General features: G+C 34.1%; 11 protein-coding genes. 4 read left to right on the top strand and 7 right to left on the bottom strand.

From position 1 onward, the window contains the following. Window positions 1-193: 193 nt before the first annotated feature. Window positions 194-1,945 (bottom strand): aspartate--tRNA ligase, encoded by a 1,752-nt coding sequence (gene aspS, locus ACODSB_RS06525; RefSeq protein ID WP_488936440.1) that lies wholly within the window; start codon window positions 1,943-1,945, stop codon window positions 194-196. Between the two features lie 157 nt (window positions 1,946-2,102). On the opposite strand from aspS, the gene ACODSB_RS06520 reads away from it, so the two are divergent. Beyond that, window positions 2,103-3,101, top strand: a complete 999-nt coding sequence (locus ACODSB_RS06520; RefSeq protein ID WP_488936439.1) for a TlpA family protein disulfide reductase — start codon at window positions 2,103-2,105, stop codon at window positions 3,099-3,101. 210 nt (window positions 3,102-3,311) lie between these two features. Next, the gene (locus ACODSB_RS06515; protein WP_488936438.1) at window positions 3,312-3,662 is read left to right on the top strand and encodes a toxin-antitoxin system YwqK family antitoxin; all 351 of its coding nucleotides are present in this window, start codon (window positions 3,312-3,314) and stop codon (window positions 3,660-3,662) included. Window positions 3,663-3,970: 308 nt separating this feature from the next. Here ACODSB_RS06515 and ACODSB_RS06510 read toward each other — a convergent pair whose 3' ends face one another. The 6 genes from ACODSB_RS06510 to ACODSB_RS06485 form a co-directional block, all read right to left on the bottom strand. Then, window positions 3,971-5,080: a PepSY-associated TM helix domain-containing protein gene (locus tag ACODSB_RS06510; RefSeq protein WP_488936437.1), complete on the bottom strand. Its 1,110-nt coding sequence runs from the start codon at window positions 5,078-5,080 to the stop codon at window positions 3,971-3,973. 163 nt (window positions 5,081-5,243) lie between these two features. Continuing rightward, window positions 5,244-6,809, bottom strand: coding sequence for a PepSY-associated TM helix domain-containing protein (locus ACODSB_RS06505; protein ID WP_488936436.1), 1,566 nt, complete (start codon window positions 6,807-6,809; stop codon window positions 5,244-5,246). Window positions 6,810-6,814: 5 nt separating this feature from the next. Then, window positions 6,815-7,114, bottom strand: coding sequence for a hypothetical protein (locus ACODSB_RS06500; RefSeq protein WP_488936435.1), 300 nt, complete (start codon window positions 7,112-7,114; stop codon window positions 6,815-6,817). A 14-nt stretch (window positions 7,115-7,128) separates the two neighbouring features. Beyond that, window positions 7,129-7,461: a hypothetical protein gene (locus tag ACODSB_RS06495; protein WP_488936434.1), complete on the bottom strand. Its 333-nt coding sequence runs from the start codon at window positions 7,459-7,461 to the stop codon at window positions 7,129-7,131. A gap of 221 nt (window positions 7,462-7,682) precedes the next feature. Then, the gene (gene odhB, locus ACODSB_RS06490) at window positions 7,683-8,933 is read right to left on the bottom strand and encodes a 2-oxoglutarate dehydrogenase complex dihydrolipoyllysine-residue succinyltransferase (RefSeq protein WP_488936433.1); all 1,251 of its coding nucleotides are present in this window, start codon (window positions 8,931-8,933) and stop codon (window positions 7,683-7,685) included. Window positions 8,934-9,007: 74 nt separating this feature from the next. Beyond that, complete coding sequence (locus tag ACODSB_RS06485; protein WP_488936432.1) at window positions 9,008-11,782, bottom strand: 2-oxoglutarate dehydrogenase E1 component; 2,775 nt, start codon at window positions 11,780-11,782, stop codon at window positions 9,008-9,010. 116 nt (window positions 11,783-11,898) lie between these two features. On the opposite strand from ACODSB_RS06485, the gene ACODSB_RS06480 reads away from it, so the two are divergent. Together ACODSB_RS06480 and ACODSB_RS06475 are read left to right on the top strand one after the other, a co-directional pair. Beyond that, window positions 11,899-12,450, top strand: a complete 552-nt coding sequence (locus tag ACODSB_RS06480; RefSeq protein ID WP_180857163.1) for a hypothetical protein — start codon at window positions 11,899-11,901, stop codon at window positions 12,448-12,450. Window positions 12,451-12,534: 84 nt separating this feature from the next. Beyond that, window positions 12,535-13,023, top strand: a complete 489-nt coding sequence (locus ACODSB_RS06475) for a hypothetical protein (protein ID WP_488936431.1) — start codon at window positions 12,535-12,537, stop codon at window positions 13,021-13,023. Window positions 13,024-13,033: the final 10 nt, after the last annotated feature.

Genomic DNA, 13,033 nt, shown 5'->3' with positions numbered 1-13,033 from the left:
GTAGTTTATTGCATCAAATTATATATGAAATACCATAATTTGAGAATCGTTAATTGTAAGAATATCAAAAAGATGAACTTGTAGGAATTTAATATTTGAATAAGTGTAAATCAGCCCATTATTTTTTGTGACTTAATTGCATAAAAAAACAGCTGAATTTTCAGCTGTTTTTAAATATTTAAATTTCTATTAATTATATAGAATCAATTTTAATGTGTAATTCTTTTAATTGCGATTCATCAATTGTTGATGGAGCATCGATCATAACATCGCGTCCTGAATTATTTTTAGGAAAAGCGATAAAATCTCTAATTGTTTCCTGACCGCCTAAAATGGCAACCAATCTATCCAGACCAAAAGCTAAACCACCGTGAGGAGGCGCTCCAAATTGAAAAGCATCCATTAAGAAACCAAACTGTGCTTTTGCTTCTTCTTCAGTAAATCCTAAATACTTGAACATTAACTGCTGTGTTGCTTTATCATGAATACGAATTGATCCACCGCCAATTTCGTTTCCGTTTAAAACCATATCGTAAGCATTGGCACGAACTTTTCCAGGTTCTGTTTCCAGCATAGTCATATCTTCTGGTTTTGGAGAAGTAAACGGGTGGTGCATTGCGTGGTAACGACCGCTTTCTTCGTCAAGTTCCAATAATGGGAAATCAACAACCCATAATGGAGCAAATTCTTCAGGATTACGCAATCCTAAACGAGTTGCTAATTCCATACGAAGTGCAGAAAGCTGCGCACGTGTTTTGTTAGCAGGTCCGGAAAGTACAAAAATCATGTCTCCAGGATTTGCTTCTGTAGCTTTTGCCCAGTTTGCTAAATCATCATTATCGTAGAATTTATCTACAGATGATTTGAAAGTTCCATCTTCATTGCATTTTACATAAACCATTCCAGACGCTCCAACTTGCGGACGTTTTACCCAGTCAATTAATCCGTCAATTTCTTTACGGGTATAATTTCCTGCTCCCGGAACTGCAATTCCCACCACTAATTCAGCTGAATTGAAAACAGGGAATTCTTTATGCTGTGCAAATTCGTTTAATTCACCAAATTTCATCCCGAAACGAATGTCCGGTTTGTCATTTCCGTATGTTTTCATAGCATAGTCGTAGGTAATTCTTGGGAATTTCTCTACTTCTATACCTTTAATTTCTTTTAATAAATGTCTTGTCAAACCTTCAAAAACATTCAAAATGTCTTCTTGCTCGACAAATGCCATTTCGCAGTCAATTTGTGTAAACTCAGGCTGACGGTCTGCACGTAAATCTTCATCACGGAAACATTTCACAATTTGGAAATATTTATCCATTCCACCTACCATCAATAATTGTTTGAAAGTCTGCGGAGATTGTGGCAATGCATAAAACTGTCCTTCGTTCATACGGCTTGGTACAACGAAATCTCTTGCTCCTTCCGGGGTTGATTTAATTAAATAAGGAGTTTCAACTTCGCAGAAATCTAAATCAGATAGATATTTACGAACTTCCATTGCTACTTTATGACGGAACAATAAGCTGTTTTTTACCGGATTTCTACGAATATCTAAATAACGGTATTTCATTCTGATATCTTCACCACCGTCAGTTTCATCTTCAATTGTGAAAGGAGGCGTTAAAGCAGCATTTAAAATCGTTAATTCAGAAACTAAAATTTCGATTTCACCAGTCGGAATGTTTTTGTTTTTAGCTTCACGCTCAATAACAGTTCCTTTTACCTGAATTACAAATTCACGACCAAGAGTTTTGGCTAATTCAAAAACAGTTTTATCGGTACGACTTTCGTCGAAAATAAGCTGTGTAATTCCATAACGGTCGCGTAAATCGACCCAGTTCATAAATCCTTTATCACGTGATTTTTGAACCCAGCCCGCAAGTGTAACTTCGGTATTAATATTTGAAGCGTTTAGTTCGCCGCAATTATGACTTCTATACATAATCTCAATTTTAGACTGCAAAAGTAAACACAAAATTCAAATTAATATAACAAAGTGTGCAACTAGATGATTATTAATTTAAAATATTTTGTTAATTCTGAAATTTTGAACTTGTAATTTCTTTAGATTTGATGTACTAAAAACAAACTTTAATACTATGAAGAAACTTCTTATTGCCGGTTTAGTGCTTTTCAGTGCTTTGAATATCAGCGCACAATCTAAAAAGTATGTAACTTTTGAAGCAAATATCGCCAACAGAAATACTGACATTATAAAGATTATTAATGAAGGCAGAGTAATCAAAACCATTTATGTTGATAAGAATGGTATTTTTAAAGATACTCTGTCTGTTGATGGAGGCAGAAGCCGATTATATGATGGTGTAGAATCGACAGAATTGTTTCTAAAAAACGGTTACGATATAAAACTGAAAATGGATGCCAAACAATTTGATGAATCTATTGTTTACACTGGTAAAGGAAGTGCCGAAAACAACATTTTAGCGCAGCGTATTTTAGCCGATGAAAAACTTTATGACAATAGTGTTGCTTCTCTGGACGATGCTGCTTTTAATAAGTTGGTCGATGCAAAAAAAGCCGGCGATGCTGCTCGTTTAAAAGATAAAAATCTAGATCCAGAATTTGTAAAAATTGAAACAGAAAATGGAGCTAACGCAATTGCAGAAATCTCTCAATATCGTAAGGAAGCTCAGGATATTGCAAAAATGAACAACAGACCTTCTCCAGGTTTTGATTATGAAAACCATAAAGGCGGTAAAACCAAACTTTCTGATTTAAAAGGTAAATATGTTTATATTGATCTTTGGGCAACTTGGTGCGGACCTTGTAGAGGAGAAATTCCTTATTTGCAAAAAGTGGAAGAAAAATATCATGGAAAAAATATTGAGTTCGTAAGTATTTCTATAGACACGCCAAAAGATCATGATAAATGGCAAAAGTTTGTAACCGATAAACAACTTGGAGGGATTCAGTTATTTTCTGATAATGAATGGAAATCGGAGTTTGTAACAAGTTATAATGTAACCGGAATTCCAAGATTCATTTTAATTGACCCAAAAGGTAATGTTGTCGATGCAAATGCATCAAGACCCTCTTCTCCAGACCTTGAAAAGCAGTTAGACTCATTATTGAACTAATTTATGCACTAAATTTATAACGTTATCGTAGTTTTAGTTTTTTGCTAAAACACCAGCAAAACCAATGCCTCAGCGTTGGTTTTTTTGTTTCTGGGAAATTTCCAATGTTAAGTTTTTATTCAATGTTACCAAATTGTTAAGTAAAAGTTTTTTTAATGTAAACATTTGATTATATTTGGTAATGATTTCTTAACATTAATACCTAAAGATATGAAAAAGAGTGTAATTTTAGCAGCGTTGTTGTTCTCTGGAATATTAGCTGCACAAGAAGTGAATCCTGAATTAGAAGCTGTTGGAAGCAAAGTAAAAGCTACTTATTATTATGATAATGGCAGAGTACAGCAAGAAGGTTTCTTTAAGGATGGTAAATTAGATGGTGTTTGGGTATCATATGATGAAAGAGGAAATAAAAAAGCCATTGGAGAATACACAGACGGAGTTAAAACTGGAAAATGGATTTATTTTAATGACAACAACAATTTAAGCGAAGTTGCTTATGTTGACAATAAAGTAGCTTCAGTTAAAAACTTACAGAAAAATGCTTTAGCAAACAGAAACTAATTAGTTTCGACGATTTATAACAAAGAGGCTGTCTCAACTTTTGAGATAGCCTCTTTGTTATTTTTACATGTTTCCTTGTTCTGTAGGAACATTTCATTGGTAGAAAATTATATTATTATAATGGATTACGTTCCGTAGGAATGTTTTATTTATACATTTTTAATAATCTGACCTATCAAACGTTCCTACGGAACGCAAATGGTGTTGGCCTTTTTTTTCTACCTACGAAACATTCCTATGGAATGATAATTAGGAGATCAACAAATAATTATAGTAAAAGGGCTGGTTCGACTTTTGATACAGCTTTTTTATGCCCGTTTTTTAGATTTTTTTCTTCTTCCAAACCAAATTATAAAACCGGTTACAGGTAAAGCCGAAGCTATTAAGCTTACTGTAAAAGCAATAATTTTTCCGAGTAAATCTAAAATTTGTCCCGTGTGAATTCCGTAATTCATTTCGACAACCTGCAGACCTAAACTTTTTGATTGATACGGGTCACTTTGAATTAATTTTCCGTCTTGCGGATGAAAATAATAATTGCTTTGATGATCGTATCGTAAGGCATGAGGGTATGCTCCGGTGTTGATGATATCGCCTTTTTGCTGTGGATATATAACAAAAAGCATTTCGGCTTTTGGCTGCAATTTCATGGTTTCAATAAAAGCCCGATCGACAGCTGTTATAGAATTAGAATCGAATTTTGTTGTGTCGATTACTGGCGCTTTTGTTTCTGCAGCTTTGTCTCCGCCAAAATTGAATGTTTTGTAAATTCCATCGCCAACCCATTCGTAGGTAAAAGTTAATCCGGTTATGGCAAGAATAAGTGCAATTAGTGCAATGTAAAATCCTGAAGTATTATGCCAGTCATAATTTACACGACGCCATCTTGCGGACCATTTTACGGTGAAACTTCTTTTAACATCGCTTCTTCGTTTTGGCCACCATTGAATAATTCCCGAAATCAGTAAAATAATAAAAATTAGGGTCGAAACGCCAATAATATGTTTTCCGATATAATCCGGCAGAAGCAAATACAAGTGAATATATTCGACAATGATGAAAAAATCGGTTTTGGGATTTTCAGTTTTTAGATATTCTCCTGTGTATGGATTAAAATAGAGATATAAATTTTCGGTATCAGAATAAGTGAAAACAATTGCCGAACGGTTTTTTCCATAATAAGAAACCATTGATTGTTTGTTCTTCGGAAGAATTTCTTTTGCCTTTTCCTGTAAAACCGAAGGCATTAAAAAGGGTTTGTTTTGAGGTTCAACCAAACGCCATTCTTTTCGGGTAATGTCTTTTATTTCGTCGTGAAAACAGAATATACAGCCCGTAATACAGACTATAAAAACAATAAGCCCGGAAATTAATCCGAGCCATTTATGTAGAAAACGTATTTGCGTTTTGAATCCCATTTTTTGATTAAAAGCGTAAAAGTAGACGCAAAATCAATAGAGGGCAAATAATTTATGCTAATTTTAAGCTATTGCTCAAAAAGTAAAAAAAGTTAGCCACGAATTTCACAAATTTCCACAAATTTAATTCGTGCAAATTCGTGAAATTCGTGGCGGAAAAATTTTAGACTTTTGTTTCTGCAACAACTTCTTTTTTAGGCTTTAAGTGATACGCCGTATAAAGTGTTATAGAAGCCAAAGCAATCCAGAAAACATCAATAAAGAAAATCTGAATTTTGTGTTCCATAAACGAAGTCCAAAACCAATCTCCGGAAACAATTCCGTTTGTTATTGGAATTAAAAATCCTAGAATACTTCCTGAAATTAAACAGAACTTATTCGTAAAATCATCATTCTTTTTAATGATGAAGAATACGGTTAATATAAGCCATCCACCAAAATATAAACTGAATAAGCTGGACTGGCTTAGCGGATAAAATATTTTTGAACCAATAAAAGCCAAAGCCGTAATAGGATACATACTCAAACAAATGGCCAGATAAATGCGCACAACGGCAGCGTTGAAACGTCTTTTCTTTTCAGGTAAATTATTCTTTTGTCTTGCTACCAACCAAATCATAACGCCGGAAATGATGACAAAACACGTTATAATTCCCAAAATGAAACTGACAATTTTTAGAGCATATCCGCCGTAATCACCAAAGTGAATTCTATATAAAACATTTTTTACAACATCAATATAGCCATTTTGAGTAATCGGGTTTTTGCGGGCGACTTCTTTTCTGTCAGCAATGCGATATACTACTTTTCCAATTCCGGTAAATTTTTTGTCACTCAATAATTCACCTTCAACTAAAACGTGCATGTTGGCATCGCCATAATTTTGAATAAAAACTCGGGTAATTTCAAAATCAGACCAATTACTTTTTGCTTTAGAAACTAACTGATTGATATTAAAAGGCGTCGCTAATTTTTTATTGTCAAATTTAAAATCAGGATCGTTGTATTCTAATTCTTTATATAATTTGTTTTCGTCACCTTTATACAAAGCCATCACAGCGGGCGCAACGATTAAAAGTTTAATCATGAAAAATGCTCCGGTTACAGCATAAACAAACTGAAACGGAAGTCCAATCATTCCTAATGCTGTGTGCGCATCTGTCCACAATGTTTTTAATTTTTCCTTTGGACGGAAAACATAAAAGTTAGAAACGATTTTTTTCCAATGCAATAAAAGTCCGGTTACAATGGCAAATAAGAAAAACAAAGCCGTAAATCCTGAAAGATAATAGCCAACCGGATACGGAATCTGCGCCAGAAAATGCAAACGATATAAAAATTCCCCTAAAGAATAAGATTCTTCGTAAGTGTAGGATTTGAATTTTTTGTTGTCCAGATAAAAGAATGTTCCTTCTTTTTGTTTGGCTGAAGCCAAAGTATCTTTGGTACCTTCCATATAAACGGCAACTCTGTTTTCTGTAGAAGGTTTAGATATGGTTATATTTCTTCCGTGTAAAACGTATTCTTTATCAAGATTTTTTAAAGCTTTATTGTAATCTAATTCAATTTCTTTTGTAATGGCGGTAGATTCGCTTCTTTCCCAATTGATAATTTCATCTCTAAAAAAAGAAAAAGACCCTGCAAAAAAGATCACAAAAAGTACAACACTAATTACAATTCCGCTAACGGTATGTGTATGAAAATAAATATTATAATGGCGATTATTCATAAGGATTACGCAACGGGATTATAAGTTTGACCAAGGTAAATAAGAGCAGAAAAAACTAAAGTAAGAAGAAGGTAAATTCCCCAAATTTTCAATCCGCTTTTGGATAGGAATGCCAAAACCATCAAAACAACCCAAAGTATAAATCCGCTAAAAGCCATTGTCATTAAAACTTCCGGACGATTAAACCAGGAAGCTAATGCTAAATGGAAAGTGACAGAAACAAAGTAACCGCCTAAAATTGCTGCGGTAATTTTGGCAAAACGAGGCCAAAAAGCTGGAGTTAAATATTTTGAATTTGCTGGCATTGGTCAAAAAAAGTTTAATTGTAATAAAGTTCTAATAAAGCAACAAGAATTAAGATGGTTAAAAGTGCTTTGCTATTTACTTTTTTTAATGGTCTAAGAATGATAATTAAACTCCCAATTGCCATTAGCTGAATAAAAAACATTAAAGTTCCGCTTCCTAAAGACTGCGTAAAAAGCCAGATGGCATAAGCAGCTACAAGAAGTGTTAAACCAGTAATTTTAGTTTGTTTTGGATTTTTCCGCATCCATTTTTCAAAACCAAAATCATATGATAATGCGGCTCTTTTTGAAGTGTAGTAAAGGGTATAAAAAGCTAAAAAAACGATAAGGCTTGCTATTGTTATCATGATTTTACAGATTGAATTAAATTATCGTCCAGTTTATGAGATGATAATTTTAAATTGTTTTTGATTCTGCAAATCTAAGTCATGAATGCCAACAATCCAAGCTATTTTTATTTATTCTAAATTAAATTTTAAAAATAAAATGATTTAATTCGATACTATAAATAAAAAAACCTGTTCAAATGAATGAACAGGTTCTGTGTATAATTGAAAAATTATTCTGATTACAATTCTAAAGCACGTTTAGCATCGCCATTCATCAATAATTCTAATGGGTTTTCTAAAGCTTCTTTCACAGCAACTAAGAAACCAACAGACTCACGTCCGTCGATGATTCTGTGGTCGTAAGAAAGTGCAACATACATCATTGGGTGAATTTCAACCTTTCCGTTTACAGCAATTGGACGCTCAATAATGTTGTGCATTCCTAAAATTCCTGATTGAGGAGGGTTGATAATTGGAGTAGATAACATACTTCCAAAAACACCACCATTTGTAATTGTGAAAGTTCCACCTGTCATATCATCAACAGTAATTTGACCATCACGAGCTCTTAAGGCTAATCTTTTGATTTCAGCTTCAATTCCACGGAAAGTTAATAATTCTGCATTACGAACAACAGGAACCATTAATCCTTTTGGTCCAGAAACTGCGATTGAGATATCAGCAAAATCGTAAGCAATTTTGTAATCACCATCCATCATTGAGTTAACATCTGGGTACAATTGTAAAGCTCTTGTAACTGCTTTTGTAAAGAATGACATGAAACCTAAACCTAAACCACCATGTTTAGTTTTGAAAGCATCTTTGTATTCATTACGAATTTGGTTAATTGGCGTCATGTTTACTTCGTTGAAAGTAGTAAGCATAGCTGTTTCGTTTTTAGCCGAAACTAGTCTTTCTGCTACTTTACGACGTAACATAGATAATTTTGTACGCTCAGTTCCACGGCTTCCACCAGTTGGAGTTCCCATAGAAGGTACTGCATTTACAGCATCATCTTTAGTAATTCTTCCGCCTTTACCAGTTCCAGAAACTGTAGCCGGAGCAATATTTTTTTCGTCTAATATTTTTCTTGCTGCAGGAGATGGAGTTCCAGCTGCGTAACTTGTTGCTGCCGGAGCTTGAACCGGAGCTGTTTTTGGAGCCTCAGCTTTTACTTCTGCTTTTGGAGCTTCAGCCTTTGGAGCCTCAGCTTTAGGTGCTTCTGCTGCCGGAGCGCCGCCTGCAGGTTTTGCTGCATCAGTATCAATTAAACAAACTACAGCGCCTACAGCTACTGTATCACCTTCTTCAGCTTTTAGTGTAATAACACCGCTCATTTCAGCAGGTAATTCAAGAGTAGCTTTATCTGAATCAACTTCAGCAATAGCCTGATCTTTTTCTACATAATCTCCGTCTTTTACTAACCAAGTTGCAATTTCAACTTCTTTTATTGATTCCCCTGGTGATGGGACTTTCATTTCTAAAATCATCTTTGTTTTTGTTTAAGGTTTTTATGGTTTCAATCCCGATAGCTATCGGGACTGAAACTTGAAACATTTTCTTTTTATCTGAATAAATTTTTATCGAATACCATTCTAATTGCATCTGCGTGACGACGTTTTGCACGTGTGTAACTTCCAGATGCCGGAGCAGCATATGCTTTTAATGAAGCCAATCTCCATTTTACAAGATCAAAGTTCATCAACATAAAGCTGTAAGCTCCCATGTTTTTAGGTTCTTCCTGAGCCCAAACATAATCATCAGCGTTTGGATATTGTGCGATAATTGCTTTTAATTGCTCAACTGGTAAAGGGAATAATTGCTCAATACGAACAACTGCAACATCATTTCTTCCGTTGTTTTCTCTTTCTGCAACGATGTCATAGTAGAATTTACCAGTAACAAAAACTAATGTTTTTACTTTCTTTTTATCTACTGTATTGTCATCAATTGTTTCCTGGAAACTTCCTGTCGCTAATTCTTCAACTGTAGATACGCATCTTGGATCACGTAATAAACTTTTTGGAGAGAAAACTATTAAAGGTTTACGGAAATTAGTTTTCATTTGTCTTCTTAACAAGTGGAAGAAGTTGGCTGGCGTTGTACAATCGGCAACATACATGTTTTGTCTTGCACAAAGTTGTAAGTAACGCTCCATTCTTGCAGAAGAGTGTTCTGCACCTTGTCCTTCATATCCGTGAGGCAATAATAAAACAATACCGTTTTGGTTGTTCCATTTGTCTTCACCACATGAAATATATTGGTCAATCATAATTTGAGCTCCGTTAGAGAAATCTCCAAATTGTGCTTCCCAAATTGTTAACGCTTTTGGATTTGCTAATGCATATCCGTAATCAAAACCAAGAACTCCGTATTCAGATAAAAGTGAATTGAATACACCGAATTTTCCTTTTTTGTTTTCGATTCCGTCTAATAGAATTACTTCTTCTTCAGAATCTTCCACTTTTACTACAGCGTGACGGTGAGAGAAAGTTCCTCTTTCAACATCCTGACCAGAAATACGAACATCAAATCCTTCTGTTAAAAGCGAACCGTAAGCTAATGCTTCAGCAGTTCCCCAATCAACAGTGTTGTTGTCATATCCAGTTTTTCTGTCCGTAACAATTTTAGTTATTTTACTGATGAATTTTTTATCAGCTGGTAAAGTTGAGATTGTATTGATGATAGAATCTAATCCTTTTTTGTCAAAAGTAGTATCTACTTTTTGAAGCATTTGTGTATCAGTTACCTGAACAAATCCATCCCATTCGTTTTTCATGAATGGAGTTATGATTGTCAAATCTTTTTTACGAGAAGCTTCTAAATTTTCCTCTAAAGCAGATTTGTATTCTTTTTCTAAAGCATTTACATAAGATGCATCGATTACGCCGTCTGACAATAATTTCTCTGCATAAATATCTCTTGGATTTTTATGTTTTGCGATGATTTTATATAAAACCGGCTGCGTGAAACGAGGTTCGTCACCTTCATTATGACCGTATTTTCTGTATCCTAATAAATCGATAAATACGTCACGTCCAAATTGCATTCTGTAATCTAATGCAAAAGATACTGCGTGTACAACTGCCTCTGCATCATCAGCATTAACGTGTAATACCGGAGATAAAGTTACTTTAGCAACGTCTGTACAATAAGTTGATGAACGAGCGTCTAAATAGTTAGTTGTAAAACCAACCTGATTGTTAATTACAATATGAATTGTTCCTCCAGTTTTGTAGCCGTCAAGCTGCGCCATCTGAATAATTTCATATAAAATACCCTGACCTGCAATTGCAGCATCTCCGTGTACAGCGATTGGCAATACTTTAGAGAAATCTTCTGGGAAATATTTATCTTGTTTCGCTCTTGTAATACCTTCAATTACAGCTCCAACCGTTTCTAAGTGAGAAGGGTTTGGTGCTAAATTGATGTTGATACTTTTTCCAGATCTTGTTTTTTTGTCGGCAGTAAGACCTAAGTGGTATTTTACGTCACCATCAAAATATTCCTGATCGTAATCTTTACCGTCAAACTCACCAAAAATATCCTGAGTAGATTTATTAAAGATGTTTGCCAAAACGTTCAAACGACCACGGTGAGCCATTCCCATTACGAATTGTTCAACACCTTTTTCTGCAGCCTGCTCGATCAAAGCATCTAAAGCCGGAATAATAGATTCTCCACCTTCTAGTGAAAAACGTTTTTGTCCAACATATTTAGTGTGAAGGAAGTTCTCGAAAGAAACAGCTTCGTTTAATTTATTTAAGATTGTTTTCTTTTCTTCTGTAGAGAAATTTGGCTGATTAACATTGATAGCCAGTTTTTCCTGAATCCATTTTACAACGCCAGGATTTCTGATGTACATATATTCAATACCAATATGCTGGCAGTAAATAGCTTTAAGACGATTTACGATAGCTTCTAATGAAGAAGGCGGGATTCCGATTGTCTGCGCAGCATCAAAAACAGTTGAAAGGTCAGCTGCTGATAATCCGAAATTCTCAATATCTAAAGTAGGAGAAGAAGTTCTACGGTCACGAACAGGGTTTGTTTTTGTAAACAAGTGTCCGCGCGTACGGTATCCATCAATTAATTTTAAAACATTAAATTCTTTTTGCAGTTTGTCTGAAACCTGACTGTAATCTGTGTTTGGGCTAGTCACATACTCAACAATCGTCTGCACAGGATTTTCGTCATTATAAGTCGTTTGTCCAAAGTCAAAACCTTGAAAAAAACTTCTCCAGCTTGGCTCAACGCTGTCTGGGTTAACTAAATATTGATCGTATAATTGTGCAAAGAACTCGGTATGCGCTGCATTTAAAAATGAAAACCTATCCATAATATTAGTGAATATACTTTTTGTTAAATAGAAAGGCAAAAGTACAACAATCGACTTTATTTAAACCTTTTTTTTACGTACTTTTACGTAAAAATTTGTTAAAATAAACGTTAACTATGAAGAAAAAACATTTTTCAATCGATTGCAGATCTTTTTTTGTGATTTTGACAGTCTTATTCTCATGTTACGCAAATGCGCAGCAAACGTATGTTATTGATAACAAAAACCATTTCTGGGATAAAGTGCAGTTTGGAGGCGGACTCGGTTTAGGAATTGGTTCCGGTTATACAGACATATCAGTAATGCCAAGCGCAATTTACAATGTTAACGAAATTGTTTCCTTTGGTCTTGGTTTACAATTTGGTTACTTAAACTCAAAGGACTATTATGAATCGTATGTTTATGGCGGAAGTTTAATTACGCTTGTAAACCCAATTCCCGAAGTTCAATTATCTGCTGAATTAGAACAAGTAAGAGTAGATACAAGATATGAAGCCAACATCAACAGACCTGCTTTTTCTGATAGTTATTGGAATACCGCTTTATATCTTGGAGCAGGTTACAGAACCGGAAATGTGACAATTGGCGCACGTTATGATGTGTTATATGATCCAGATAAAAGTCTTTATGGATCTGGATTTATGCCTTTTGTGAGAGTGTATTTCTAAAAGTTGCTATCCCGATAGCTATCGGGACTGAGATGTTGAGATTCTAAGTTTTTAAGTAAAATAAATATGTTTATTCCAATCATAATGATTTCAAGTTTACTCTTTCTGCTAATTTTTGGCACGAAATCTTTAAACAAAACTCGAGAACAGCAATATGAGTTTTTAATTGAAAACATTAAAGATGAAGTAGATTTCTATTGTGAGCAGGTTAGAACTTTTAATTTTACAATAGGATTAAGGAATACTAATTTCTTATTTAATCACTGTGATTTATATGTGACAAAAAATGCAATTATAATATTGGGATTTAAGAAAGATAGTTTTTTTAAGCAACTTTCATTTCCGATAATTTTAACTCGTGATATTGATTATTTTCTGAATAAATTTCCTTTTGCTTATGTTAAAAAGCCTGATAAAATTAATTTTAACAATGGTATAGTAAAAATTAATTTTGGTGAAAAAGGAATTACCAAAACGGATGTAGTTCTTAAATTAAAATCGTTAGATGATAATGAAAGAAATAAAATTAAAGAGTTAGCAATAAACAACAACTGGAATATAAATTCTATTTAGAAAAAACTTT

It is taken from the genome of Flavobacterium sp. FG68 (assembly GCF_057808895.1).
Note: the sequence above shows the minus strand (reverse complement) of the source record. Positions and strands in the feature narration are given on the sequence as shown.